Origin of the sequence: Massilia litorea (genome assembly GCF_015101885.1) — a bacterium.
Lineage (GTDB): Bacteria > Pseudomonadota > Gammaproteobacteria > Burkholderiales > Burkholderiaceae_D > Telluria > Telluria litorea.
The window spans coordinates 3,862,780-3,887,387 of sequence record NZ_CP062941.1 but is presented as its reverse complement, the minus strand read 5'-3'; the positions used below and the strand labels follow the sequence as shown (position 1 = coordinate 3,887,387).

Sequence of the window (24,608 nt, the reverse complement as noted above, 5' to 3'; positions counted from 1 at the left end):
TTGGGTTAGAATCTGGCGGATACTCAATGCTGTCGCCTTGCGGCCGCCTGATCGAGTCCCCTGCCGGGAGTTGCCGTGTCCTTATATCACCTGCCCGCCCGCCGCCTGGCGATCGACCGCCGCCGCGCCGAGTTCGCCGATCGGGAATGCGAGGACCGCTTCATCCGTCATTTCCTGCCCGAGCGTCGCGCCCAGCTGCGGGCCAGCCTGCTGTTCTCCGCGTTTTTTTATGTCGTATTCGGCCTGACCGATATCGCCACCCTCGGTCCGACCCCGACCGCGTGGGCCATGGTGGCGCTGCGCTTGCTGGTCGCGCTGGCGGCACTGTGCGCCTGCGAGGCCATCGCACGCCACCCCGACTCGGTGCGGGTCTCGATCCGGGCGACCTGCGCCGTCATGGTCATCGGTTCAAGCGCGTTCCCGATCCTGTGCTGGTACCAGCCGGCCGCCATGCCCTGGAACCTGATGTCGTTCGGGATGATCCTGATGGCGATCTACGTCATCTTCCCGAATCGCTTCGTGTATTCGGCGGCGATCGGCACCGGCGCCAGCCTGGCGTTCGGCGCAATGCTGCTGGTTCAGGGCTCCCTGAAGCTGGACGACCTGGTGGCGCTGGTCCTGATGCTCATTCTCGGCAACGCCCTCGGCACCATCGCCGCACGGCGCTTTCATCTCGCCCAGCGCGAGCAGTTTCGTTCCGCCATGCTGCTGGAGGAAGTTGCGGACTGCGATCCCCTGACCGGATGCCACAACCGCCGGATCGTGGAGCGGGGCCTGCTCGACGCTGAGCTGACGCGCGCGGGCCGCTACGGCGCCGCCCTGTCGGTGATCCTGTGCGACATCGACCACTTCAAGCGCGTCAACGACTGCCACGGCCATGCCGCCGGCGACCTGGTACTGGGCGCATTCGCCGGCCTGCTGCGCTCGATGGCGCGCGAGGGCGTCGACTGCGTCATCCGCTATGGTGGCGAGGAGTTCCTGCTGGTACTGCCCGAGACCGAGCTGGCAGGCGCACATGCATTGGCCGAACGGATCCGGCATGCCTTCGCCCAGGCGTCCACCCCGGTCGGCAACGGCAGCTCCGTGACCGCGACCGCAAGCTTCGGCATCGCCTGCGTGCCCGCTCTGCACCCCTACCCTCCGGCCAGCTTCGACGTCCTGATCGAAGCCGCCGACGAGCAGCTGTACGCCGTCAAGCGCGGCGGCCGGAACGGCGTGCGCGGCACTATCGTGGCTGCCGCGCCTGAGTTGCTGCGCTCGGGCACCTGAGCCCGGCGAGCAGACGGTGCGGCCTGCAAGCGGCTCGTCAGCATCGGGCCAAGGCTGGGCGGACTGCCCGCTGCATGGCCGGCCTTCAATCGCAATCCGCGCGGAAGCGGCGCAGCGCCGCATCCACGATGCCCTCGGTGCTGCCCGCCTCCAGGTGCGCCTCGCGCAGCAGGTGGGCATCGCTACCGGTATGGGTTTCGTTGTAGATATGCTCCAGCGCCGCCTCGCTGCCCAGCGCCTGCGCATGCGGCGCGAGCCGGCGCAGGGTGGTGAGGATGTCTTCGCGCAGCGAGATCGTCTCGTGGCTTTGCGGATGCACCAGCGTGCCGTCCAGGCCGAAACGGCAGGCCTGGAAGCGGTTGTAGTTGTAGACCAGGTAGTCGTCTTCCAGCGGCGGCGGCTCGTTCCCTTCCAGCAGATAGCGGCACAGCGCCTGCAGGTAGCAGGCCAGCGCCGCCGCCCGCTCCACCGTCAGCGGCGTATCGCAGACGCGCAGCTCGATGGTGCCGTATTCGGGCTTGGGACGCAGGTCCCAGTAGAAATCCTTCATGCTGCGCACGATGCCGGTGTTTTCCATGCGCGCGAAATAATCGCGCCGGAAGGCGTCCCACTCGAGGATGAAGGGCGCGCGGCCCGACAGCGGGAAGGCAAACACGCTGTTCAGGCGGGCCGAATTGAACTGGGTGTCGCTGCCCTGCAGGAAGGGCGAGGAACCCGAGAGCGCGATGAAATGCGGGATGTAGCGGTTCAGCGCATGCAGCAGGTACAAAGCCTCGTCGCCCGACTTGCAGCCGATGTGGACGTGCTGGCCGAAGACCGTGAACTGCTTGGCCAGGTAGCCGTACAGCGCCGACACTTCGCGAAAGCGCGGCTTGGAAAAGATTTTACGCTGCGACCACTGCTGGAACGGGTGCGTGCCGCCGCCGCAGACGCCGACGTTCAGGCGGTCGCCGGCGCGCAGCAGGGTGTCGCGGATCTCGCGCAGTTCCGCCAGCAGTTCGCCATGCCGGGTGTGCACGCTCGAATTAATCTCGATCATGCTCTCGGTGATCTCGGGTGTGACGTTGCCGGGGAACGGCGCGCGTCCCAGCAGTTCCAGCATGTCGGGCGAGGCCGCGACCAGGTCGAAGTCGGACAGGCTGACCAGCTGCAGTTCGAGCTCGACGCCCATGGTGAGCGATTGCGATTGGGCGAATGGTGGGAGTGCCATACTCACGCCTCCTTGATGTGACGGGTTTCGTTGGCCCAGACGACGGCGCGCTGGGTCAGCACGGGGCCGAGCACGTCGAGCAGCAGCATCACGGCCGCCAGCGGCGCCAGGCTGTCGAACAGGTCGACGCCGATCCAGCGCGTCTGCTCCATCAGCAGGATCGCGAACACCGCCATCGGCGTGAGCGCCAGGCCGGACAAGGCGCCCTTTTTCGCCGAGATGCCGGACACCCGCGCGAAAGCCGTGCACACGCCGACCTTCACCAGGCCGCGCACCAGGACCAGCAGCAGGCCGAGCGCGATGCCGCCGCCCAGGTGCTCGACCTCGACCCTGGTGGCGACAAAGAAGAACATCAGCACCGCCAGCAGGTCGCCCAGCACGCCGAAATTACGCTGGGCCGGGCTGAGGGCGATGCGGCGGTGGCGCGCTACCAGGCCAAAGGTCAGGGCCGCGAGTACCGGCGAGAACTGCAGCACATAGGTGACCGCGACCAGCAGCACCACCGCCAGCGCAAAGGCGAGCGTGGCGTCGCGCGCAGCGTTGATCATCCGCAGCCAGAGGGGAACCAGAGCGCCGAACAGCGCGCCCAGCACGCTCGACGCGCCCAGCACCAGCAGGCTGCTGCCGGCCGCGTGGGCCAGGTCGCCCGAGGTCTGGAACACGCCGATCCCGACCACGACGTTGAAGGTGAACACGGCCATCACGCAGTTCAGAGCGGTCAGGTGCATGGCGCGCTCGGTCACCTGGCCGGCGGCGCCCTGCTCGTTCAGCACCCGCAACAGGCCGGCTGGGGAACTCGACATCGCCAGCGAGGCCGTCAGCGCGGCCGGCAGCATGTCCATGCCGCAGGCGCCGGCCACCAGGTAGACGGCCGCGAAGGTCAGCACCGCTTCCAGCAGCGAGGTGGCGACGATCCAGGGATTGTGGCGCAGCCAGCGCAAATTGATGCGGTAGCCCAGTTCGAACAGAATCAGGCCGAAGCCGAGGTTCGCCAGCAGCATGAAGTTCTTCGATTCCGAGGGCGGCAGGTAGCCGGCGGCGAGATTGCCGAACACGAAGCCGGCGAGGCCATACACGGCGATGCGCGGCAGCGCGGTCCAGCGGAAAATCAGTTCGCCTGCCATCCAGGACAGCGCGATGGCCAGCGGCCAGGCAAGTTGCAGGCCGAGATCGGCGTAATCGGGCATGGACATCCTCCTCGATGGGCGGGAGGCTCGCTGTGCACCGGGCGGTGCGCCTCCCATTGAGAACCTGGGCAGGTCCTGAAAAAACCGCCCCCGGAAGGCCCGGGGGCGCAAAAGAAACGCAAGCGCGTCTCATCGCTGATCGAGAGCCCACCTTGGCGGTGTGCCCCGAACCCAGCCATATTGCCTCAAATATATATTCTTGGCAACTACATTTGTGCGAACGTATGGACGGTCAATGCACCTGCGCCAGCGCACAGCGCGACTTTTTGCCCTCTACCTTGCAGCGATTGCGCTCCAGTCCGTCGCGGTCATGGACACGGACCAGCCACCCATCGGGTCCGGTTCTCTCCATCGTCATGAAGCCGAAACCGTCGATCCAGGAACTCATGTGCTCGACGATGGCGCCGGGCGCCGGCGCCATGCCCGGCGGCGGCATGGCCGGCAGCGGCACGATGTCTTCCGAGGTACCCGAGAAGCCGGACACGAACTGGGTCGGGTGGCTGCTGGCAAAACTGACCTGCTCCCACAGGTGCACGTGACCGGAGAGCAGCATCGCCACGCTGGACGGCAGGTAGCCGGGATCGACGTCGCCGAAGGCGTCCAGCAGGCCGGCATCGCCCCCGAACAGGTTCACCGCCCCGGTCTGTTCGTCGCGCAGGGCGCCGACGCCGAACACCGGATGATGGTTGACCCCGATGCTGGAGCGCGCGCCGCGCGCGAGCACCTCGATCTTGCGGTAAAGGGCCGCGTAGGCCGCGCGCCGCGGGTCGCCCGGCGGCAAGCCCTTGTAACTCGTGTTGGCGCTGTCGAACACGAGCAGCTGGACGCCGCCGCCCAGCGGCACGGCATACGGATCGCTGTATTCGCCGACCGCGTCGTTGGCCGGCGAATCGCAGTCGCGCCCCGCCTGGAAAGGACGCGGATCGAGCCAGCGCCACCAGCCCTGGCCGGCGCGCCTGCAGTTTTCGTGGTTGCCGCGCGCCAGCACCCAGGGGGCGGCCGCGAGGAGTTTGCGCGCGGGTGTGAAGAAGTCGGCGGCCCAGGCATCGTAGCCATAGCCGTAGGGGCTGTCGGCGCAGCCCGCGCGGCCGGCGGGGCATGGATCCTCGCGATAATGGTAGTCGCCGACGTGGATCACGAGGTCGGGCTTGAAGGCGGCGGCGCTGGCGGCCACGCGCGCGAAGGGAAAGGCCGCGGGGTCGTTGCAAGCCTGGAAGTCCTTGCCCTTCAGGCGGCAGCCGGTATCGCCGATGACGACGATCCGCTGCGGCGCCGCTTTCGGCACCGGCAAATCGTGTCCGGCCACGCTCGCGGTGACTGCACCGGCCGCGATCGGCGCCTCGCAGGCCAGCATCGCGCTGGAGGGCGGCGTGTGCGCCTGGCCGGGCCGCGCAGGGATGCTCGACTTCGGCACCCGCACCCGCATCGGCATGGCGCGGTTGTCGACCAGCAGCGGCGGACAGGTCGCCGCGCTCGTTACCAGGCGCGCGGTGGCGGCGCCGTCTTCGCCGATCACGACGAAGGCGGCGTCGTCCGGGCCGGGATCGCTCACCAGGCCGGCGCAGGCCGCCAGCAGCAGCGCCGGCGCGAGCGCAGTAAGCCGCGCTGTGATCCTGATACGCGGCCGGATAAAGGGGGACGAGGTCATGCGTTACGCTCCGTACAAAAGTGCCGAATGTACCACAGCCCTATGACGGTTCCATGGCATGCCCGGGACTCGCGAACGCGGCGGTTTCGCGGTTCGGCGTAACATTTTGACAAAACCAAGGAGAACCGATGGAATATATACCGATGTGGCTGCAGGCGGGATTCTGGGGGCTGGTGGCAGGAGCCGCCTTGCTGGTGGGGGCGGGCGTCGGCTACCGCTTCAAGGTGCCGATCCGGATGGTGGCGGGCATCATGGCCTTCGGTTCCGGCGTGCTGATCTCCGCCCTCTCCTTCGAGCTGATGGACGAGGCCTTCCACAAGGGCGGCTTCCCGGCGACGGCGCTCGGTTTCCTCGGCGGTGCCCTGGTCTATACCCTGGCGAACTGGTGGCTGGCCCATCGCGGCGCACGCCACCGCAAGCGCTCCGGCTGCCAGCCGACCGAAGGGGAACACGGAGGCAGCGGCACGGCGATCGCGGTCGGCGCCCTGCTCGACGGCATTCCGGAATCGATCGTGATCGGCCTGTCGATGCTGGGCGGCGGCAAGGTCAGCATGGTGGCGGTGTGGGCGATTTTCCTGTCGAACGTGCCCGAGGGACTGTCGAGCGCTGCCGGGATGAAGAAGGCCGGCCGCAGCGCGCGCTACATCTTCGGCATCTGGGGCGGCATCGCGCTGGCCTCGGGCCTGTCGGCGCTGGCCGGTTTTACCTTGTTCGAAGGTGTGTCGCCGGGAATGGTGGCCGCGACCACGGCGGTCGCGGCCGGGGCCATCCTGGCGATGCTGGCCGATACCATGATTCCCGAAGCCTTCGACGAGGCCCACGATTTCGCGGGCCTGATCACGGTGATGGGTTTCCTGGCGGCGTTCGCGCTCAGCAAGATGGGCGGCTGAGGGAAATCCCTCGTTCAGGCACCCTTGGGGTGGAAGCCTGGGCGGAAGGTGACGGCGGGCGGGGTGCACTGCTCGACCGGTTGGGGCTTCCGGTCGTCGTCGCTGCGCACATAGCATTCATCGAAGACCGAGCAATAGCATGCCGAGAAGGTGATGTCGTTCATCTGCTTGAGCAGCGCATAAAACGCCGGGTTCGGGGTCGACGGCTCGTTCCAGGTAAACATCGGGACGCTGGTGCCCGGACGCACGAGTGCATTTACTACATTGCCCCGCGTATCGATCGCCCTGAGATCGGACCCAGCCATCGAACAGCAGGCTTCGATCAGGTCGTTCATGTCCCGCATCGGCTTGCCTTTGAAGTTGAACTGTACCCACTCGATGCGCGCGGGACCGATGCCGTTATTCTCGAAGAAATAGGTCACCGTCTGGCGCATGCGATCGGAATCGGGCATGCGCACCGTCGAGATGTTCGAACGCATCAGTTCCAGGTAGGGGTAGCTGTTCGCGGCGACGAGCTTTTCCATCGAATGCGCCGAGTGCAGGCCGAGCCAGAGCGAGACCAGCGAGACGACCCCGGCCGACAGGCCCAGGCCGAGGTCCAGCCAGCGCACGCCGGTCTTGGGCGCATGATGATGGTGGTGGCTTTCGTGTTCCAAACGCGCTCCCGAAAATGTTGTTAAAAGATAATATTATCGTATTCGAACAAGTTTTTGAACAATTTCCGTCCGCTTCAGGCATGCATCGGAACGCAGCAGGCATCCGCGCCGCGGCCGCTTGCCTAGCCCAGGGTGGACTCCCCCATCGCGCCACTTCCCCGTACAATACCGACCGCCGCACCACCGCGGCTCAGTCGAAAGCACACCCATGATTCTCCTGAAGGTCCCCTACGCCGAAAAAGACGAAGCCAAGTCCCTGGGCGCGCGCTGGAACCCGACGCGCAAATGCTGGTACGTCCCGGACGGCAAGGATAGCGAGCCCTTCGCACGCTGGATCGCCGGCGGCGCCTCCGGCGACAGCGCCGACAGCAGTCCGAAAGCCCCCTCCTCGCGCGACGCCCACGGCGCCAAACCGGTGGTCGGTTCGAAGTATGTCGAGCTGCCCCACGCCTGCAACCCGTTCGAGGAATGCGCCGAGTGCCGGCCGAAGCTGATCGAAAGCGGCTGGCTGGAGGCGCACCAGGCGGTGCGCAAGCTGCTGGCGGGGCTCTGAGAATCGGCAGGGAGCCGAATAATCGGAAACAGGCGCCGGCTGGATGCTAGGATGTCATCCTCACCGTTTTATTCCAGGAGCACCCGTTGGACAAAGCCTTGCAGCATTGTGTAGCCGAAGTGCAGGCCATCAGCGCCGTTCCCGACATCATGCGTACACTGGCCGAATTGACCGGCCTGCGCTTCATTTGCGTCGCCCACGTGACCGATGCGACCTGGACCGCATGCGCCATCCTGGACCGGCTCGACTACGGCCTGAAACCCGGCGATCCGCTGGACGTGACGACCACGCTCTGCGAAGACGTGCGCGACACCGGCCTGGCGATCGTCATCGACAGCGTCGACGATTCCCCTGTCTACAAAGACCATCCGACGCCGCTCATGTACGGCTTCAAGAGCTATTTTTCGGTACCGCTGTTCCGCCCCTGCGGCACGTATTTCGGGACGCTCTGCGGCCTCGACCCCTACCCTGCATCGCTGAGCAATAAAACCACGGTGACGACCATGCGCCTGTTCGCGGAGCTGATTTCGAAACAGCTGAAGACGGCGGAGCAGGCGACCCTGGCAGCGGCCGGCTGAATCCGGCTCAGGTCATCCGCTCACTTCACCCGCTGCTTCTCGAGCTTCCGCGCCAGCGTGCGCCGGTGCATCCCCAGGCGGCGCGCCGCTTCCGAGATATTGAAATCGGTCTCGGCCAGCACCGCGTGGATATGCTCCCATTCCAGCGTCTTGATCGAGGTCGAGCGGTTGGTGACTTCGATATCGGCATTGCCTGCCACGTGGCCGAAGGCGGCCTCGATGTCGTCCGTGTTCGAGGGTTTCGCCAGGTACTGGCAGGCACCCAGCTTGATCGCCTCGACCGCGGTGCCGATGCTGGCGAAGCCGGTCAGGACGACGATCAGCATCTCCGGGTCGTGCGCATGCAGCAGCTGCACGCAGTTCAGGCCCGAGGAATTGCCCTTCAGCTTGAGGTCGACCACCGCATAGCCGGGGTCGTGCTCGTCCAGCACCTTCGCCGCTTCCTCGTAACCGGGCGCGTGCAGCACGCGGTAGCCGCGCCGCTCGAAGGAACGCCCCAGGGTGCGGGCAAAGGCTTCGTCGTCCTCGACGATGAGCAGGACCGGCGTTTCAGGCGACAGCTCAGACATGCTCGCCCTCCCCGCTCAGCACGATCGCCGCGAGGGGAATCGTCAGCCTGACCTCCGCTCCGCCGCCGTCGCGGTTGCGCGCCGCCACACCGCCGCCCAGCGTGCGCGCCACGTTCACCACCAAAAACAGGCCGACGCCGGCGCCGGGGCGGCTCTTGGTCGACTGGTAAGGCTTGCCGAACTGGCTCAGCATGGCCGGTGCAAAACCCGGTCCCTTGTCGAGCACGACGAGGTGCAGGGTGTCGTCCTCGACGCTCGCTTCCAGCCGCACCCAGTCGGGCGAGGCCTCGAAGGCGTTGTCGAGCAGGTTGTCGATGGTCTGCTTCAGGGCCGAATCGAAGGCGACCGGAATGTCCTCGGCGATCCGGTTCTCGTACTCGAACACGTCGACCTGGCGCCGCTCTTCCCATTCTTCGGCCAGGCCGTCGAGGAAGGTGTGGATGGTGGTGCGCACCGCCGATTCGCCGCGCGCGCTGCCCGCAGAGAGCAGGATCCCGCTGACGATCGACTTGCAGCGTTTCAGTTGCGTCTGCATCTCGGCGATTTCCTCGCGCAGGTCGGGGTTGTCGCGGAACTCGGGCATGCGCTTCCAGTCGCCCAGGATCACCGACAGCGTCGCCAGCGGCGTGCCCAGTTCGTGGGCCGCGCCGGAAGCGAGCAGGCCCATGCGTACGATATGGTCTTCCTCGGCGGCGCGCTGGCGCAGGTCGGCCAGGTCGGCCGCCTTGGCGCGCAGGGTCCCGCTGATACGGGTAATGAAAATCACCAGCAGCGCCGCGTTGATGGCAAAGCACAGCAGCATGCCCTGCACATACAGGCTGGCGATCCCGCGCGCATGGTCGAAGGGCAGCGCGAGCGGCTGGGCGAAGATGGCCAGCAGGGCCAGGCACAGCAAGGTGACGAACACGATCGACCAGGTCGACCAGGCTTCCAGCAGCACGGCCGAGATGATGATCTGCAGCAGGTACAGGAAAGCGAAGGGATTGGTGGTGCCGCCGGACAGGTAGAGCTGGACGGTGAGCGTGGCGACGTCGACCAGCAGGGCCATGAACAGCTCGCTGTTGGCGACCGGCCGCCGTTCGTGCCAGCGCAAATGGCTGGCGATGTTGAAGGCGATCAGGCAGGCCAGCACCTGCAGCATGTGCACCAGCGGCAGGTTGACGTCGAAGATCAGGATCGCGGCGGCGATCGTCGTGACCTGGCCGATGACGGCGATCCAGCGCAGCTCGATGAGCTGCAGCATGTTCTTGTGGCCGGCGGCGTATTCGACGTTCGCCTCGAGCGCGGATGCGATCGAAGGCGTTATTTTTGTTAACAGATCAAGCTTTACGGCCATCGTTCCTTGCCTTGCGGGTTTCCCTGCCGCCCGTGCGCGCGACGTACCACAACGCACCGGCGACCATCAAAGCAAGAGCATACCAAGTGATCGCATACACGAGGTGATTGTTTTGGAAGGAAATGACCGTCAGGCCGCCGACCGGATGTTCGGGTGCGTTCGCCGAGTCCTGCCCGCGCGCCGCATCGACGAAGTATGGTGCGACATTGTTCAGGCCGCGTGCGGCGGCGATGGCGGCGACGTCGCGCGAGAACCAGCGGTTACCGGCAGGATCGTTATCGCGCAGGAAGCCGCCGCCGGGTTCCGTGATGCGCAACAGGCCGGTGAGGCTGTGCGCCGGGCCGCCGGCGGCGCAGGGATTGCCGCCCGCGCTGCGCGCCGGATAGCGGCCGCGCGCCTGGTCGGCCGTGATGAAGCCCCGGTTCACGAGCACGATGCTGCCGTCAGGCGTGCACAGCGGCGTGACGAGCCAGAAGCCGGCTCCCAGTTCGGAGACCGCCTGCACCGGCGTCGAGTATTCGTAGAGGAAGTGGCCGGCGAGCGCTACGTGCCGGTATTCGTCGGACTCTTTTGAAATGGAAGACCAGCGCGTTGCCGGCGGCAGAGCCGCCGCCGGTGCGCCGACGCGTGTCTCCACGCGTTCGATCAGGGCCAGCTTCCAGGACAGGCGTTGCACCTGCCAGGTCCCCAGCCCCGCAAACAGCACGATCAGGAAGAGTCCGATTACCGCCAGGACCAGCCTGGCGACGTTTGAATTGCGCCCTGTTGTCGGGGCGCCCTCTCCCGGACCGTGCCGGTCCGTCATGGCATGTCGTGGGTGCCGTGGCTGGTGACGGCCGCTGCGTCGCCCATGCCGGGCATCATGTTGGCGTTCATGTGGTACATGACCCAGATCGAACCCGACAGGACGATGCCCAGCAGGACGATGGTCAGGATCAGCGCCATCATGTTCCAGCCTCCCTCGGACTTCGAGTTCATGTGGAGGAAATAGATCATGTGGACGACGACCTGGACCCCGGCGAAGCCCATGATGACGAAGCGCGTCATCGAAGGATCGAGGATGTTGCCCATGACGAGCCAGAACGGGATCACCGTCAGGATCACGGCCAGCGCGAAGCCGATCGAGTAGTCCTTCAGGCTGTAGTGCACTGCGTGCGCGTCATGGTGGCCGTGGCCGTGGTCGTCGTGACCGTGGTTGTGATGTTCGCTCATGGCAGCGTCCCCATCAGGTAAACAAAGGTGAATACGAAGATCCAGACGACGTCCAGGAAGTGCCAGAACAGCGACAGGCAAGCCATGCGGCGCAGGTTCTCGACCGACAGGCCATGCCTGGCCAGCTGGAACATCAGCGTCACGAGCCAGACGATACCGAACAGCACGTGCAGGCCGTGGGTGCCGACCAGCGAGAAGAACGCGGTCAGGAAGCTGCTGCGCGACGGGCCGGCGCCTTCGTGGATCAGCTCGACGAATTCGTACATTTCCAGGCCAAGGAAGCAGGCGCCGAGAATGCCGGTCACGGCCAGCCAGAGCTGGGCCCGGCCGAGGTTCTTCGACTGCGCCGAGATCATGGCGAAGCCGAAGGTGATCGAGGACACCAGCAGGAAGGCCGTGTTCAGGCCCACCAGCGGCAGGTTGAACAGTTCCGCGCCCGATGGCCCGCCGGCGTAGTTACGGCCCAGGACAGCATAGGTCGCGAACAGGCTGGCGAAGATGAGGCAGTCGCTCATCAGGTAGATCCAGAAACCGAGCATGGTGCCGTGTTCCGGATGGTGCTCGCGCACGTGGTAGCGCGAGCCGGCGTCGGCGCCGGTCACGCCGCCGTTTTGCGCACTGAGGGTTGCGTTAATTTCAGACATGGGCTTCCAGCAATTTAGTGCGTGCATTCTCGGTACGGGTCACTTCCTCCGCCGGAATGTAATAGTCACGCTTGTAGTTGAACGTGTGGGCAATGGTTGCCACCATCATCGCGAAGAACGCGAGGCCGGTCAGCAGCCACATGTGCCAGATGATCGCGAAACCGAGCACCATCGACAGCGCCGAGATCACGAAGCCGGCCCAGGTGTTCTTCGGCATGTGGATCGCGACGTAATCGGTCAATGGACGCTTCCAGCCGTTCTTCTTCATGTCGGCGTAGGTGTCGTTGTCGTACACGACCGGCGTGAAGGCGAAGTTGTAGTCCGGCGGTGGCGACGAGGTCGCCCACTCCAGCGTACGGCCATCCCATGGGTCGCCGGTGACGTCGACGTTCTTCTTGCGGTCGCGCCAGGAGACGAAGATCTGCATCAGCAGCGCGGCGATACCGCCGGCGATCATCAGCGTGCCGATGAACGAGATGACGAACAGCCACTGCATTTCAGGATCTTCGAAGTGGCTCGAGCGGCGGGTGACGCCCATGAAGCCCAGGATATAACCCGGCAGGAAGGCAACCCAGAAACCGATCGACCACAGCCAGAACGAGACCAGGCCCCAGAAACGGTTCAGCTTGAAGCCGAACATCTTCGGGAACCAGTAGTTGAAGCCCGCGAACAGGCCGAACAGCACGCCGCCGATGATGACGTTGTGGAAGTGCGCAATCAGGAACAGCGAGTTGTGCAATACGAAGTCGGCCGCCGGGATGGCCAGCATCACGCCGGTCATGCCGCCGATGGTGAAGGTCAGCATGAACGACACGGTCCACATCATCGGCAGTTCGAAGCGGATGCGGCCGCGGTACATCGTGAACAGCCAGTTGAAGATCTTCGCGCCGGTCGGGATCGAGATGATCATCGTGGTGATGCCGAAGAACGAGTTGACGCTCGCGCCGGAACCCATGGTGAAGAAGTGGTGCAGCCAGACCAGGTAGGACAGGATCATGATCACGACGGTGGCGTACACCATCGAGGTATAGCCGAACAGGCGCTTGCCGCAGAAGGTCGAGACGACTTCGGAGAAGATGCCGAAGGCCGGCAGGATCAGGATGTACACCTCCGGGTGGCCCCAGATCCAGATCAGGTTCACGTACAGCATGGCGTTACCGCCCTTGTCGGCCGTGAAGAAGTTGGTGTCGAACAGGCGGTCCATGCCCAGCATCGCCAGGGTGGCGGTCAGGATCGGGAAGGACATGACGATCAGGATGTTGGTGCAGAGCGAGGTCCAGGTGAAGACAGGCATCTTCATCAGGTCCATGCCCGGCGCGCGCATCTTGACGATGGTGACGATCAGGTTGACCCCGGACAGCAATGTTCCTACGCCCGCAATCTGCAATGACCATATGTAATAGTCGACGCCGACACCCGGACTTGCCAGGATGCCCGACAGCGGCGGGAAGGCCAGCCAGCCGGTACGCGCGAATTCGCCGACGAACAGCGAGGCCATGACCAGCACGGCGCCCATGGTCGTCATCCAGAACGAGAAGTTGTTCAGGAACGGGAAAGCCACGTCGCGCGCGCCGATCTGGAGCGGCACGACGTAGTTCATCAGGCCGGTCACGAAGGGCATCGCCACGAAGAAGATCATGATCACGCCGTGGGCGGTGAAGACCTGGTCGTAGTGGTGCGGCGGCAGGAAGCCGGCGTTGTCGCCGAAGGAAATCGCCTGCTGGGCGCGCATCATGAGCGCGTCGGCAAAGCCGCGCAGGAACATCACGAGGCCGAGGATCATGTACATGATGCCGATTTTCTTGTGGTCGATACTGGTAATCCAGTCGCGCCACAAGGTGCCCCACAGGCGGAAGTAGGAAATGAGGCCGACGAGGGCCGCACCGCCTACCAGCACACCCGCGAAGGTAGCGAGCAGGATCGGCTCATGGAACGGAATCGCGTCCCAGCTGAGCCGTCCGAAGATAAGCTTCGTCAAGTCAAATGAGTCTTGCATGGTTACTTCTTCACAGAATTAATAGGGGTTTCGCAGACTTCGCCGCTGGCATCGGCCACGCGCTTGCCATCCTGCGGCAACTGCTTGAGGGCGATGTCGTTACGCACGCGCTGCATGTCCTGGGCCATCTGGTGATTCATGCAGGCGGCGCCTTCGGCCACGCAGCGGTTCACGATCGACAGGAACAGGTTCGGCTCGACGCTGCCGTACAGGCGCACCGGCTCTTTTTCCGACGGCTTTTCCAGCGCCAGGTAGTCGGCGCGGCCGAGGGCCTTGCCGCTGGCCTTGGCCTTGGCGACCCAGGCGTCGAACTCGGCCTGGCTGGTGCCGTGGTAGGCGAACTTCATGTGCGAGAAACCGTCGCCCGAGAAGTTGGACGACTGCCCCTTGTAGGCGCCGGCCTTGTTGACCACCGCGTTCAGGGTCGTCTCCATGCCCGGCATCGTGTAGATCATGCCGGCCAGGGTCGGGATGTAGAACGCGTTCATCACGGTCGACGAGGTCAGCTTGAAGCGGATCGGGGTGTCGACCGGGGTCACCAGTTCATTGACGGTGGCGATGCCCTGCTCCGGATAGATGAACAGCCATTTCCAGTCGAGCGAGACGACCTGCACCTCGAGGACCTTGGTGTTGGCCGGCACCGCGCGCTGCGCGTCCAGGCGGTCCAGCGGACGGTAAGGGTCGAGCTTGTGGGTGCTGATCCAGGTGATCAGGCCCAGCGCGATGATGATCAGGAGGGGCGCGCCCCAGATGACCAGCTCGAGCTTGGTCGAGTGATCCCAGTCCGGCTCGTACCGGGCGTTTGCGTTCTTTCTGTACTTCCACGCGAAAACGACGGTCAGGATCATCACCGGAATGATGATGATTAACATCAGCCACACCGAGACCTTGATCAGGTCGGCCTGCTGCCTTGCGATATCACCGGCCGCATTCATCGTCACCGTATTGCAGCCGGACAGCGCTGCAAGCAGGAGAAGTGAAAGCCCGGGTCGGACAATTTTAGGAATCATGCTAGGTATCTAACGTTACATGGGAATGAGAACATGCTACTGTAATGCCATCGGCCTTCGCTGAACATTGGACGTTTTGTCCCACCCTTGCCCAGGCCAGGGGGATTTCTGAAGGCCGCCGACCTGACTGGAGACGAAGAATATGCAAAGCACGAATACGTACGGCGGCGCAGGAGCTGCGCCAGTAACCGCCCCCCACAGCGGCGCCCGCAACATCAATGCCCGGGACGGCCATATCTCCCCGAGCGAAATTGCAGTCGGTGTGGTCATCGGCCGCGCCTCCGAATACTTCGACTTCTTCGTCTATGCGATCGCTTCGGTGCTCGTGTTTCCCGCGGTGTTCTTCCCCTTCGCCGACCGGCTCGAGGGCACCCTGTACGCCTTCACCATCTTCGCCTTCGCTTTCATCGCGCGCCCGATCGGCACCATCCTGTTCATGGGGATCCAGAAACGCTTCAGCCGGGAAGTCAAGCTGACCATCGCCCTCTTCCTGCTCGGCACGGCAACCGTCGTCATTTCCTTCCTGCCGACCTATTCGCAGATCGGGACCGCCTCGATCGTCCTGCTGTCGCTGATGCGCATCGCCCAGGGCGTGGCGCAGGGCGGCTCCTGGGACGGCCTGCCGTCGCTGCTGGCACTGAACGCCCCCGAGCACAAGCGCGGATGGTACGCGATGCTGGGACAATTGAGCGCACCGTTAGGCTTCCTGATCGCCGCCGGCTTGTTTGCCTATATGCTGGACAACCTGTCGACCGACGATTTCCTGGTCTGGGGCTGGCGCTTCCCCTTCTTCGTCGCCTTCGCGATCAACGTCGTCGCCCTGTTCGCCCGCCTGCGCCTGGTCTCGACCTCGGAATATTCGCGCCTGCTCGACGCCCACGAACTCGATCCGGCACCGGTTGGCGAACTGGTCCGCACGCAGGGCGCCAACGTCGTCATCGGCGCCCTCGCCGCCCTCGCCAGCTACGCCCTGTTCCACCTGGTGACGGTGTTCCCGCTGTCCTGGATGCAGCTCTACGACACCCGTCCGATCAGCGGCTTCCTGTATGTCCAGATGTGGGGCGCCGCGGTGGCCGCCGTCTGCATCCTGATTTCCGGCCTGATCGCCGACAAGGTCGGCCGCCGCACCACGCTCGGCACCCTCGCCGCCCTGATCGCCATCTTCTCGGCCTTCGTCCCGATGCTGATCGACGGCGGTGAAGCCGGCCAGAACGCCTTTATCCTGATCGGTTTCGGCCTGCTCGGCCTGTCCTACGGCCAGGCGGCCGGCGCCGTGACCTCGAACTTCGAGTCGCGCTTCCGCTACACCGGCGCGGCATTGACGAGCGACCTGGCCTGGCTGGTCGGCGCCGCCTTCGCCCCGCTGGTCGCGCTCGGCCTGTCGGCCAACTTCGGCCTCGGCTATGTCAGCCTCTACCTGCTGTCGGGCGCGGTCGGCTCGCTGGCGGCGCTGAGCCTGAACCGCAAGCTGGAAATCCGCGACTAAGCTTCGTATACTGAGTAGGTGCCGGCCCGTGCCGGCGCCGACCTCCACGATCCGGCCGGACCGCGTGTCCTGCCGGATTTTTCTTTTTGTGCCGAGGTCTAAGCTGATTTGGTGCGCCTGACAACATCGTCAGGGCAAGGCGGTGCAACGCTGCCATGGCGATGTTGTCAGGCGCTGGAGGGAGCCATGACACGCAAGCTATTGATCAGCATTCCTGCGGGCGGCGCGCTTCTTGAAGGCATGCTCGAACTGCCGGCAACCCCGATCGGGGTCGTGCTGTTCGCCCACGGCAGCGGCAGCAGCCGCTTCAGCCCGCGCAACAACCAGGTGGCGGCCGAGCTGCGCGATGGCGGCATCGCCACCCTGCTGCTGGACCTGCTCACCCCCGAGGAAGACGCCGCTTACCGGAACCGCTTCGACATCGACGTACTGGCCGCGCGCCTGCACGCAGCGGCAAGCTGGCTCGGTACCGAACCGCTGACGGCGCCCTTGCCCCTGGGCCTGTTCGGCGCCAGCACGGGCGCGGCGGCGGCCCTGCGGGTAGCGGCCGACAGCGGAACGGGGATCGCGGCCGTGGTTTCGCGCGGCGGGCGGCCGGACCTGGCCGGGACGGCCCTGGCCCACGTGATCGCGCCGACCCTGTTGATCGTGGGCGGCGAGGATGGGCAGGTGGTCGACCTGAATCGGGAAGCGTACGAGGCGCTGGGCTGCGAGAAAGCGCTCGAGATCGTGCCGGGTGCAACCCACCTGTTCGAGGAGCCGGGCGCGCTGGAACAGGTGGCGGACCTGGCTTGCAGCTGGTTCGTGCGGCATTTCGAGCCTTGAAGGCGCACCGGTCGAGAAATCAGGCCAGCGCCGTATCCAGCACCGTCATCAGGATAAACCCGAAAATCAGGGCAATCGTCGCCGAGGTCCCGTTCCCGTTTTCGCGCATCTCGGGAATCACGTCGTTGACGATCACGAACAGCATCGCGCCGCCCGCTGCCGCCAGCGCCACCGGCAGCATCCCGCCCGCGACCCCGATCAGGGCCACGCCGAACGCCGCGGCGATCGGCTCGATCACGCCCGACAGGACGCCGAGGCCGACCGACACCAGGCGGCTGTAGCCGACCGTGCGCAGCGCGAGGGCCACCACCAGCCCTTCCGGCACGTCCTGGATCGAGACGCCGGTCATCAGCGAATGGGCTTTTTCGATGTCGATGCCGGCATAGGCCACGCCGATCGCCAGGCCTTCGGGCATGTTGTGCAGGGCGACGGCCGTGACGAACAGCCAGGCGCGGCGCAGCGAACTGCCGTGCACGTCGCTCGCCAGCACCTGGGCCGGCTCGGTGGCGCGGCTCATCAGGAGGATGGCGCCGGCGCCGCCCATGATGCCGACACCCGCCAGCAGGCTGGCTTCCCAGGGTCCGGCGCCCGAGGAGCGCGCGGCTGCCAGGGCCGGGATGACCAGCGAGAATGCGGTCGCGCCCAGCATCACGCCGGCGCCGAAGCCGAGGAAACCGTCATAGGTACGTTTCGAAAAATTCTGTGAAAACAGGACCGGCAGGGTGCCCAGGGCCGTGGCCGCGGCGGCCGTCGCGCCGCCCAGCAAGGCGGCGGGCATTTTGGGATTGGTCATGAGCTGGTCGGCCAGGCTGCCGAGCATGAGGACGCAGCCGGCCGAGAAAATCAGCAGGCCGATGATGCGCCGCACGGTCAAGGCACGAACAAGGGGGCGCAGATACGCGCCAGTCCAGCCCAGTTTGCTTGTTTCGGAGTCCATCCACGATTCCTTCCGTCCGCCCGGGGCGCACTACCCGGCTTGAAAACAGGGTAGCAAACACCCGAGCGGCCACGGCGCGCGCCTGGATCGGACCGAAAAGCGGTCCGGAAACCGGGGCGCGCGCCCTTCGCTGCGTGATTACGGCTTGCTGACAGCCGAGGCGCCTTTCGGCGTCGATGGGTCGAGGCCCAGTTCGGCGCCGGTCTGCGGATCCTTGGACGGATCGGACAGGGTGCGCGCCTGCATCTGCTTGAGCACCTCGATGTCGGCCGCGGGCAGTTTGACCTCGGCTTCGCCGGAGCCGCCGTCGACCGCCATCTGCTTTTCGCGGTCGGTGACGAAGTCCCACTGCGGACCCTGGTTCCATGGGCCGCGCATTTCGCCGGGACCCTGCGACATATTGAAATAGACGCTGGAGAAGCGCGGATCGACCGGCATTTTGCCCGGAGGGAAATTCGACTCCATCGAATACAGGGCTTTTTCGAAGGATTTCTGGTGCGCCACCTCGCGCGTCATCAGGAAGCCCAGCGCTTCCTTCACGCCGGGGTCGTCGGTGAGCGCGATCAGGCGCTCGTAGACGATTTTTGCGCGCGCTTCGGCGGCGATATTCGAACGCAGGTCGGCGGTCGGCTCGGTGATCGAGTCGATATAGGCCGCGGTCCAGGGCACGCCGGCTGAATTGACCAGCGGCGTGCCGCCGCCGTACAGTACTTGGGTGATGTGGGAGTCGTTGCCGGCGCCGGTGATCTTGCGGTACATCTCGGCTTCGGTATCGACCGCTTCGGCCAGCTCGCCCTTGGCGCTCTTGTTCAGCATGGCGACAATATTGCCGATCACCTCGAGGTGGCTCAGCTCTTCGGTTGCGATGTCGAACAGCATGTCCTTGCGGCCCGGATCGTCTTCCGATACGGCCTGGGTAAAGTAACGCATGGCGGCAGCCAGCTCGCCCTGGGGCCCGCCGAACTGCTCGAGCATCAGGTTGGCCAGGCCTGGATTCGGTCCGGAAACGCGAACCGTGTACTGCAGGCGCTTGTTATGTGCAAACATTCCGACTCCTCCGATAGATGAAAACTAAGCGTTCACGCGACAGCGTGCCTCGCCCTCTTAAAACGGCTGCACGGTGTCAACCGTCAGTCGAACATGGCTTCATCTTGGCAGGACAAATTTCGACGAGTAATCAGCAGCCTGGCCGTTCCCGTGTAGGACATCGGTGACAAACTATCACAAGGAAAAACACCTGTTTCCGGTCAGATCGCATACGTAGCTATTACTTTCAGTTACTCAACTATTTTCGCATCAGCGCGCCGTTTGCCGACAAACCGATGCGTCGCACTCCTACGCCGTGCAGCACCGGCCCGGACTAGGATCTTATTCATTCGTCAATCCGGAGGGACACACCATGTTTTCCATGAACCAGCTGAGCCCGACTATCACCGACATGATCCGTTTCGATCACTCGCATGTGATGGTCACGTTTCACCAGTACACGAAGGACAAGTCGCCGAGCGTCAAGAAAGCGCTGGCCGATACCATCTGCACTGCGCTCGAGATCCACGCCACGCTGGAAGAGGAAGTGTTTTATCCCGTGATGCGCCAGATCGACAAGGGAGAGCCCTTCGTCCACAAGGCCGAGCCCGAGCACGACGACATGCGCCGCCTGATCGCGGAACTGCGCCGTACCAGCGGTTCCGACCCGCGCCACGACAAGATCCTGCTCGAACTGATGCGCGACGTGATCCACCACGTGGCCGACGAGGAAACGACGCTGCTGCCGCAGGCGGAAACCCTGATGAGCAAGGCGCGCCTGTCGGAACTCGGCGCCCAGATGAACAAGCGCCGCATGGAACTGGTTGCGCCGAAAGCCGGGCAGCTGGCCAAGAGCCACGCCGTCGGCTTCTCCGGCAGCACGACCGCGATGGTCGTGGGCGGCATCAGTGCCCTGCTCGCGCTGCGCAGCCTGGTCAAGAAACCGGGTGGCAAGCCGGACGACACCCGTACCTGGTCCAACGCCAGCTCGACGCGGCACGCAAGCTGACAGCTCGGGGCTGAATCTGGAGCCGGAACGCCTGCCGGCTAGCCCAGCAGGCGCATGACCAGGGGTACCAGCCAGGGCGCCAGCACGGCCGTCATCACGCCGTTCAATCCCATGCCGAGACCGGCGAACGCACCCATCTCGGCACTCACCTGGAAGGCGCGCGCCGTGCCGATGCCATGGGCGGCCAGGCCCAGCGCAAAACCGCGCGCCGCATGGGATTCGATCTTCATGGCATTGAACAGGGAGCGTGCGATCGCGGCGCCGAAAATGCCGGTGCCGATCACCAGCACGGCCGTGAGCGCGGGCACGCCGCCCAGGCGTTCCGAAATCGCCATGGCAATCGGCGAGGTGGCCGACTTGGGCCCCACCGTGCGCGCCAGTACGCCCGACCCGCCCAGCACCAGCACCACGCCCACCGCCGACACGATGGCGGTGACACAGCCCGCCAGCAAGGCGCAGGCCAGGGGCAGGAAGGCGCGCCGGATGCGCGGTACCTGGCGCGCCAGCGGCACGGCCAGCGCCACGGTGGCCGGTCCCAGCAGGAAGTGGACGAACTGGGCGCCGGCGAAATAGCGCTGGTAGGACATGCCACTCACGAGCAGTGCGATGCTGACCAGGGCGATCGCGATCGCCACCGGATTGGCCAGCGGAGAATACTTGCAGCGCCTGTAGACTTCCTGCGCCAGCACGTAGGCGCACAGCGTCATCGTCAGGCCCAGAAGCGGCGAGGCGGACAAATACACCCAGAACTGGTTCAGATGCGGACTGAGCTGGGCGAAATCAGGCATCGCCCTCTCCTTCCGGTTTCATTCCGCGCAGGACCAGCCCGGTGACCGCCAGCGTCAGCACCGTACTGGCAACCAGGGAAGCGACGATCGCCAGCCAGTGCCCGCTGCCGCTGCCGGCGGCCGCCACGATGCCGACGCCGGCCGGGACGAACAGCAGCGACAGGTGGCCCAGGAGTGCGTTTGCGGCGGTTTCGATGCGCGTTTGCAGCGCCGGCCGCAGCACCAGCGTGACGAACAGCAGGATCATCCCGGCCACCGGGCCGGGCACGGGCAGGCCGAGCAGGAAGACGAGGCCTTCGCCGAGGCACTGGAAGAGGAGCAGCAGGGCGAATGCGGGCAGCAAAAAGGTTCTCCGAAAGGCGAGGTTCTCCGAATGGCGCCGGTTTGTCCGGCGCATCGTATTATATTACGCGGCCTCTGCCGCCTGCCCGATCGCCCCGCGCCTCACCTGGTCGCGCTCGATCGACTCGAACAGGGCCTTGAAGTTGCCTTCGCCGAAGCCGTCGTCGCCCTTGCGCTGGATGAATTCGAAGAAGACGGGACCGAGCTGGGCTTCGCCGAAGATCTGCAGCAGCAGGCGCGGCTTGCCGTCGACGACGCTGCCGTCCAGCAGCAGGCCACGCGCCTGCAGCTCGGCCGGATTTTCGCCGTGGCCCGGGATGCGGCCGTCGAGCATCTCGTAATAGGTGGCCGGTGGCGCGCTCATCAGCGGCACGCCGGCCGCGCGCAGCGCGTCCACGGTCGTGACCAGGTCGTCGGTCAGCAGGGCGATGTGCTGGATGCCCTCGCCGTTGAACTGCATCAGGAATTCCTCGATCTGGCCGCCGCCCGCTTTGCCTTCTTCGTTCAGCGGAATCCGGATCTTGCCGTCGGGCGCGGTCATCGCCTTCGAGGTCAGGCCGGTGTACTCGCCCTTGATGTCGAAGTAGCGGATTTCGCGGAAATTGAACAGTTTCTCGTAGAAGCCGGCCCAGAAGGCCATGCGGCCGCGGTAGACGTTGTGGGTCAGGTGGTCGATGATCTTGAGGCCATGGCCGGGCGGGCGGCGCTCGACACCGGGCAGGAACTCGAAATCGATGTCATAGATCGACTTGCCGTCTTCGAAACGGTCGATCAGGTAGAGCGGCGCCCCGCCGATGCCCTTGATGGCCGGCAGGCGCAGCTCCATCGGGCCGGTCGGGATCTCGACCGCCTGGGCGCCGAGTTCCAGGGCGCGCCTGTAGGCTTGATGGGAATCCTTGACTCGGAAGGCCATGCCGCAGGCCGACGGGCCGTGCTCGGCGGCGAAATACGCGGCGTAGCTTTTCGGCTCGTTGTTGATGATGAAATTGATCTCGCCCTGGCGGTACAGCGCCACGTTCTTCGAGCGGTGTACCGCGACCTTGGTAAAGCCCAGCTTCTCGAAGATCGGCTCGAGCACGCCCGGCGTCGGGGACGCGAACTCGACGAATTCGAAGCCCATCAGGCCCATTGGATTCTCAAACAGGTCAGCCATCTTGTTTTCCCTTATCTTCCTACTGGTACAAATGATCTCCTCCAGCCGGCGCGCGCCTCGTGAGCGCGCTACCTGGCGGAACCGTGCGAGCGGAATGATACGCCAGTCGGGGCGTCCTTCCTCAAGCTGCTCCGGACAATCATGTCGGATCGGCATGCTCGGGGCGGAGCATACCCGTCCCCGCCCCGTTCGAAAACCGGTTTTTTTTCAGCGCGGGCGAGGACCGGGCCGCTCCTGCAACAGGGTCTTGACATCGTTGAGGAGTACGGCGGGGTGCAGATACGAAGTCGAATAGATCTCGCGCACTTCGCCGCCGGGGTCGAGCAGGTAGACCTTCAGCATGTGGCTCAGTACAGGAGGACGCCGGCCGGGCCGGCCTTCGGCAGCGACCGAGACATCCTGGCCGAAGCCGTCGAGCAGCGGCGCCAGTTCCCTGCCGTTACGGGTGGTGAGGAAGTGCCAGTCCAGGCCGCGCCGATCGCGGGCCTCGCTGCCGCCATAGCTGCGCATCGCCACCGGGGTGTCGAATTCCGGATCGAAGCTCATGCTGACGAAACGCACCTTGCCGCGCAGGGAGGGCGAGCGCTCGATCGTCCCCTTCAGGCTGTGCAGGGTGGCATAGGCCAGCGGACAGCCCTTCGCGTCGGTGCAATAGGTATAGATGAAGGAGAACAGCGTGACCTTGCCGGTCGTGAATTCCGACAGGCGGCGCAGGCTGCCGTCGCTCTCCAGCACGATCCCGTCCGGCGCCTTCATGATGCGCTCGAGCCGGTAGCTGCCCGGTGCGGGCGGCACGAAGCCGGGCACCGGGACGGTGGAGGGGCCGGGGTCCTGTGCCGCCGTGGCGGCACCCGCCCACAGGGCGAGCGCCAGCAAGGCGGCGCGCGACACCGCGCCCGCCCTCACCGCTTCGCGATCGAGACCGCGGCCGGCGCAGCTGCCGCCGGATAGGCCGCAAGCTGCCCCGCTTTCGCGCCGAACTTCATGTGATGCGGGCGCCCCAATTTGAGCTTGTAGAAATCCACTTTCCATTGTTCGCTCAGCTCCTTGCCGTCCCAGCCGAACAGTTTCACGAATTGCTCGTCGTCCGCGCCGCCCTTGTCCCAGTTGGCCAGCAGCGAGGAGCTCACATAGACCCGCTTGCCGTCCCAGCTCTGCGAAATCATGTTGACCTGGGACCCGGTCTTCTTCGCATAGGTCTGGCGCGGCGCCTCCGGATTGCTGATGTCGAAGTAACGGGTGGTGCCGTCCATGAAGGTATTCACCCACAGGCCCTTGCCGTCGGCCCGCATCGAGATGTCGACCGGCAGCGGCGTCCTGGCCGGGTCGCCGATGGTGGCGACGTCCTTCGCCTGCCATTGGCCCTTGGCGTCCTTCTTCACCAGCCACAGCTTCGAGGTGAGCGCGGTCGCCGTGATCGCCCAGTCGTCGCCCGGGTTCAGCGACCAGCGGATTTCGAGCGGTGCGCCGGGCACCTGGAACACGTGTTCGGGCTGCATGGCCTTCAGGTTCCACAGCACCATCGTATTGCCGAACTGCTTCATCGCGCCCTGGTCCTTGATCAGGGTGCCGAGCGGCGTCATGTAGTTTTTCTTGCCGGTGAAACTGGAGCTCAGCATCGCGTTCCTGGCCGGATTGATGGCCAGGTCGTAGCCGTAGCCGTCACCGCCTTTCATTGCAGGCGCGGCCGGCATGTCGTAGGTCCGGATGAACTCGCCCTTGTTGTTGTACAGGGCCATGCCGGTGGTGCCGCCGCCGTCCTTGTTGTTCGACAGCGCCCCGACCAGCATCCTGCCGGGCAAGGCATAGAAGGTGTGCGGGCCCACCAGCCCGGAGCGTTTGGCGAAATCGGCTATCGTGTTCACCAGCCGCGGCTTCGCGGGATCGGTGTGGATGTCGAATACATAGATCTTGCTGTCGTCGAGGCCGCCGGCCCAGAGGAAGCGGCGGTCGTCGGTGAAACCGGCATGGTGGGCCTCGCCGCGCCCGCCCACGGAGACTTGCGTGATCACCTGGCCGAACCTGGGCGATTTCGGATTCACGTCGAGGGTGACCAGCTTGTCCGAGCCGTCGCCCATCCCCTTCACGCCCAGGGTCCACACGTACAGGTAGTCTTCCTGCCCCTTGACCAGGCTGGACAGGTAGGGGGAGTTGCAGGTCTCGTCCGCGAAGGCCTGCGGGACGGTGAAGCCGAACATGAGCGCAGTCAGCGCAAGCGGCGCGGCCGCGCGGGTGAGTCGATGCAGTTGCATGTTGATCTCCTGTCAGGACAAGCCGTCAGGAT

The 24,608-nt window shown here is 65.1% G+C and carries 25 protein-coding genes; 7 read left to right on the top strand and 18 right to left on the bottom strand.

All coding sequences use genetic code 11. From position 1 onward, the window contains the following. Nucleotides 1-75 precede the first annotated feature (75 nt). Nucleotides 76-1,269 (top strand): GGDEF domain-containing protein, encoded by a 1,194-nt coding sequence (locus LPB04_RS17525; RefSeq protein ID WP_193685785.1) that lies wholly within the window; start codon nt 76-78, stop codon nt 1,267-1,269. A gap of 85 nt (nt 1,270-1,354) precedes the next feature. Here LPB04_RS17525 and LPB04_RS17520 read toward each other — a convergent pair whose 3' ends face one another. The 3 genes from LPB04_RS17520 to LPB04_RS17510 form a co-directional block, all read right to left on the bottom strand. Beyond that, a complete protein-coding gene (locus LPB04_RS17520) occupies nt 1,355-2,479 on the bottom strand; it encodes a YbdK family carboxylate-amine ligase (protein ID WP_193685784.1) in 1,125 nt (374 codons plus the stop codon). A 2-nt stretch (nt 2,480-2,481) separates the two neighbouring features. After that, the gene (locus LPB04_RS17515) at nt 2,482-3,666 is read right to left on the bottom strand and encodes a cation:proton antiporter (RefSeq protein WP_193685783.1); all 1,185 of its coding nucleotides are present in this window, start codon (nt 3,664-3,666) and stop codon (nt 2,482-2,484) included. Between the two features lie 232 nt (nt 3,667-3,898). Continuing rightward, entirely contained in the window at nt 3,899-5,314 is a 1,416-nt protein-coding gene (locus LPB04_RS17510) for a metallophosphoesterase family protein (protein ID WP_193685782.1), read from the bottom strand. Nucleotides 5,315-5,442: 128 nt separating this feature from the next. On the opposite strand from LPB04_RS17510, the gene LPB04_RS17505 reads away from it, so the two are divergent. Next, complete coding sequence (locus tag LPB04_RS17505) at nt 5,443-6,204, top strand: ZIP family metal transporter (protein ID WP_193685781.1); 762 nt, start codon at nt 5,443-5,445, stop codon at nt 6,202-6,204. 14 nt (nt 6,205-6,218) lie between these two features. Here LPB04_RS17505 and LPB04_RS17500 read toward each other — a convergent pair whose 3' ends face one another. Beyond that, a complete protein-coding gene (locus LPB04_RS17500; protein WP_193685780.1) occupies nt 6,219-6,860 on the bottom strand; it encodes a hypothetical protein in 642 nt (213 codons plus the stop codon). A gap of 208 nt (nt 6,861-7,068) precedes the next feature. Here LPB04_RS17500 and LPB04_RS17495 point away from each other — a divergent pair, with 208 nt between their 5' ends. Together LPB04_RS17495 and LPB04_RS17490 are read left to right on the top strand one after the other, a co-directional pair. Further along, nucleotides 7,069-7,413: a DUF5710 domain-containing protein gene (locus LPB04_RS17495; RefSeq protein WP_193685779.1), complete on the top strand. Its 345-nt coding sequence runs from the start codon at nt 7,069-7,071 to the stop codon at nt 7,411-7,413. 86 nt (nt 7,414-7,499) lie between these two features. After that, nucleotides 7,500-7,991, top strand: a complete 492-nt coding sequence (locus LPB04_RS17490) for a GAF domain-containing protein (RefSeq protein WP_193685778.1) — start codon at nt 7,500-7,502, stop codon at nt 7,989-7,991. A gap of 20 nt (nt 7,992-8,011) precedes the next feature. Here the strand turns inward: LPB04_RS17490 and LPB04_RS17485 are convergent, their stop codons facing one another. Genes LPB04_RS17485 through cyoA form a run of 7 tightly spaced genes read right to left on the bottom strand, consistent with a single transcriptional unit; the run spans nt 8,012 to nt 14,758 of the window. Beyond that, entirely contained in the window at nt 8,012-8,560 is a 549-nt protein-coding gene (locus tag LPB04_RS17485) for a response regulator transcription factor (protein ID WP_193685777.1), read from the bottom strand. Beyond that, the gene (locus tag LPB04_RS17480; RefSeq protein WP_193685776.1) at nt 8,553-9,896 is read right to left on the bottom strand and encodes an ATP-binding protein; all 1,344 of its coding nucleotides are present in this window, start codon (nt 9,894-9,896) and stop codon (nt 8,553-8,555) included. Before LPB04_RS17480 ends, LPB04_RS17485 begins: the two co-directional genes overlap by 8 nt. After that, entirely contained in the window at nt 9,880-10,701 is an 822-nt protein-coding gene (locus tag LPB04_RS17475) for an SURF1 family protein (protein ID WP_193685775.1), read from the bottom strand. The genes LPB04_RS17480 and LPB04_RS17475 overlap by 17 nt, the downstream gene beginning before the upstream one ends. Next, nucleotides 10,698-11,108 carry a cytochrome o ubiquinol oxidase subunit IV gene (gene cyoD, locus LPB04_RS17470; protein ID WP_193685774.1) on the bottom strand — a complete coding sequence of 137 codons (411 nt, stop codon included), beginning with the start codon at nt 11,106-11,108 and terminating at the stop codon, nt 10,698-10,700. Before cyoD ends, LPB04_RS17475 begins: the two co-directional genes overlap by 4 nt. Continuing rightward, nucleotides 11,105-11,752, bottom strand: a complete 648-nt coding sequence (cyoC, locus tag LPB04_RS17465) for a cytochrome o ubiquinol oxidase subunit III (RefSeq protein ID WP_193685773.1) — start codon at nt 11,750-11,752, stop codon at nt 11,105-11,107. The genes cyoD and cyoC overlap by 4 nt, the downstream gene beginning before the upstream one ends. Further along, nucleotides 11,745-13,748 (bottom strand): cytochrome o ubiquinol oxidase subunit I, encoded by a 2,004-nt coding sequence (cyoB, locus tag LPB04_RS17460; protein WP_193685772.1) that lies wholly within the window; start codon nt 13,746-13,748, stop codon nt 11,745-11,747. Before cyoB ends, cyoC begins: the two co-directional genes overlap by 8 nt. Nucleotides 13,749-13,750: 2 nt before the next feature. Then, the gene (gene cyoA / locus LPB04_RS17455) at nt 13,751-14,758 is read right to left on the bottom strand and encodes a ubiquinol oxidase subunit II (RefSeq protein WP_193685771.1); all 1,008 of its coding nucleotides are present in this window, start codon (nt 14,756-14,758) and stop codon (nt 13,751-13,753) included. A 142-nt stretch (nt 14,759-14,900) separates the two neighbouring features. Between cyoA and LPB04_RS17450 the strand changes: the two genes are divergently transcribed. Both LPB04_RS17450 and LPB04_RS17445 read left to right on the top strand, forming a co-directional pair. Further along, nucleotides 14,901-16,244 (top strand): MFS transporter, encoded by a 1,344-nt coding sequence (locus tag LPB04_RS17450; protein ID WP_193685770.1) that lies wholly within the window; start codon nt 14,901-14,903, stop codon nt 16,242-16,244. A gap of 186 nt (nt 16,245-16,430) precedes the next feature. Continuing rightward, nucleotides 16,431-17,069, top strand: a complete 639-nt coding sequence (locus LPB04_RS17445; RefSeq protein ID WP_193685769.1) for a dienelactone hydrolase family protein — start codon at nt 16,431-16,433, stop codon at nt 17,067-17,069. Nucleotides 17,070-17,088: 19 nt separating this feature from the next. Here the strand turns inward: LPB04_RS17445 and LPB04_RS17440 are convergent, their stop codons facing one another. Together LPB04_RS17440 and LPB04_RS17435 are read right to left on the bottom strand one after the other, a co-directional pair. Beyond that, complete coding sequence (locus LPB04_RS17440) at nt 17,089-18,006, bottom strand: ZIP family metal transporter (RefSeq protein ID WP_193685768.1); 918 nt, start codon at nt 18,004-18,006, stop codon at nt 17,089-17,091. A 138-nt stretch (nt 18,007-18,144) separates the two neighbouring features. Continuing rightward, nucleotides 18,145-19,053 (bottom strand): manganese catalase family protein, encoded by a 909-nt coding sequence (locus LPB04_RS17435; RefSeq protein WP_193685767.1) that lies wholly within the window; start codon nt 19,051-19,053, stop codon nt 18,145-18,147. Between the two features lie 352 nt (nt 19,054-19,405). Between LPB04_RS17435 and LPB04_RS17430 the strand changes: the two genes are divergently transcribed. Next, nucleotides 19,406-20,041, top strand: coding sequence for a hemerythrin domain-containing protein (locus LPB04_RS17430; protein WP_193685766.1), 636 nt, complete (start codon nt 19,406-19,408; stop codon nt 20,039-20,041). 38 nt (nt 20,042-20,079) lie between these two features. Here the strand turns inward: LPB04_RS17430 and LPB04_RS17425 are convergent, their stop codons facing one another. From LPB04_RS17425 to mtoX, 5 genes are all read right to left on the bottom strand, one after another. After that, nucleotides 20,080-20,829, bottom strand: coding sequence for an LrgB family protein (locus LPB04_RS17425; RefSeq protein ID WP_193685765.1), 750 nt, complete (start codon nt 20,827-20,829; stop codon nt 20,080-20,082). Next, the gene (locus LPB04_RS17420) at nt 20,822-21,172 is read right to left on the bottom strand and encodes a CidA/LrgA family protein (protein ID WP_193685764.1); all 351 of its coding nucleotides are present in this window, start codon (nt 21,170-21,172) and stop codon (nt 20,822-20,824) included. The genes LPB04_RS17425 and LPB04_RS17420 overlap by 8 nt, the downstream gene beginning before the upstream one ends. Nucleotides 21,173-21,235: 63 nt before the next feature. Further along, a complete protein-coding gene (gene hppD / locus LPB04_RS17415) occupies nt 21,236-22,324 on the bottom strand; it encodes a 4-hydroxyphenylpyruvate dioxygenase (RefSeq protein ID WP_193685763.1) in 1,089 nt (362 codons plus the stop codon). 207 nt (nt 22,325-22,531) lie between these two features. Beyond that, nucleotides 22,532-23,230 carry an SCO family protein gene (locus LPB04_RS17410; RefSeq protein WP_193685762.1) on the bottom strand — a complete coding sequence of 233 codons (699 nt, stop codon included), beginning with the start codon at nt 23,228-23,230 and terminating at the stop codon, nt 22,532-22,534. Further along, the gene (mtoX, locus tag LPB04_RS17405; RefSeq protein ID WP_307727234.1) at nt 23,227-24,576 is read right to left on the bottom strand and encodes a methanethiol oxidase; all 1,350 of its coding nucleotides are present in this window, start codon (nt 24,574-24,576) and stop codon (nt 23,227-23,229) included. Before mtoX ends, LPB04_RS17410 begins: the two co-directional genes overlap by 4 nt. Between the last annotated feature and the right edge of the window lie 32 nt (nt 24,577-24,608).

Coding starts and splice junctions, on each gene's coding strand:
- LPB04_RS17520 (WP_193685784.1), bottom strand. CDS start 2,479: ATGGCACTCCCACCATTCGCCCAATCGCAATCGCTCACCATGGGCGTC.
- LPB04_RS17515 (WP_193685783.1), bottom strand. CDS start 3,666: ATGCCCGATTACGCCGATCTCGGCCTGCAACTTGCCTGGCCGCTGGCC.
- LPB04_RS17510 (WP_193685782.1), bottom strand. CDS start 5,314: ATGACCTCGTCCCCCTTTATCCGGCCGCGTATCAGGATCACAGCGCGG.
- LPB04_RS17505 (WP_193685781.1), top strand. CDS start 5,443: ATGGAATATATACCGATGTGGCTGCAGGCGGGATTCTGGGGGCTGGTG.
- LPB04_RS17495 (WP_193685779.1), top strand. CDS start 7,069: ATGATTCTCCTGAAGGTCCCCTACGCCGAAAAAGACGAAGCCAAGTCC.
- LPB04_RS17485 (WP_193685777.1), bottom strand. CDS start 8,560: ATGTCTGAGCTGTCGCCTGAAACGCCGGTCCTGCTCATCGTCGAGGAC.
- LPB04_RS17480 (WP_193685776.1), bottom strand. CDS start 9,896: ATGGCCGTAAAGCTTGATCTGTTAACAAAAATAACGCCTTCGATCGCA.
- LPB04_RS17475 (WP_193685775.1), bottom strand. CDS start 10,701: ATGACGGACCGGCACGGTCCGGGAGAGGGCGCCCCGACAACAGGGCGC.
- cyoD (WP_193685774.1), bottom strand. CDS start 11,108: ATGAGCGAACATCACAACCACGGTCACGACGACCACGGCCACGGCCAC.
- cyoC (WP_193685773.1), bottom strand. CDS start 11,752: ATGTCTGAAATTAACGCAACCCTCAGTGCGCAAAACGGCGGCGTGACC.
- cyoB (WP_193685772.1), bottom strand. CDS start 13,748: ATGCAAGACTCATTTGACTTGACGAAGCTTATCTTCGGACGGCTCAGC.
- cyoA (WP_193685771.1), bottom strand. CDS start 14,758: ATGATTCCTAAAATTGTCCGACCCGGGCTTTCACTTCTCCTGCTTGCA.
- LPB04_RS17450 (WP_193685770.1), top strand. CDS start 14,901: ATGCAAAGCACGAATACGTACGGCGGCGCAGGAGCTGCGCCAGTAACC.
- LPB04_RS17445 (WP_193685769.1), top strand. CDS start 16,431: ATGACACGCAAGCTATTGATCAGCATTCCTGCGGGCGGCGCGCTTCTT.
- LPB04_RS17440 (WP_193685768.1), bottom strand. CDS start 18,006: ATGGACTCCGAAACAAGCAAACTGGGCTGGACTGGCGCGTATCTGCGC.
- LPB04_RS17435 (WP_193685767.1), bottom strand. CDS start 19,053: ATGTTTGCACATAACAAGCGCCTGCAGTACACGGTTCGCGTTTCCGGA.
- LPB04_RS17430 (WP_193685766.1), top strand. CDS start 19,406: ATGTTTTCCATGAACCAGCTGAGCCCGACTATCACCGACATGATCCGT.
- LPB04_RS17425 (WP_193685765.1), bottom strand. CDS start 20,829: ATGCCTGATTTCGCCCAGCTCAGTCCGCATCTGAACCAGTTCTGGGTG.
- hppD (WP_193685763.1), bottom strand. CDS start 22,324: ATGGCTGACCTGTTTGAGAATCCAATGGGCCTGATGGGCTTCGAATTC.
- mtoX (WP_307727234.1), bottom strand. CDS start 24,576: ATGCAACTGCATCGACTCACCCGCGCGGCCGCGCCGCTTGCGCTGACT.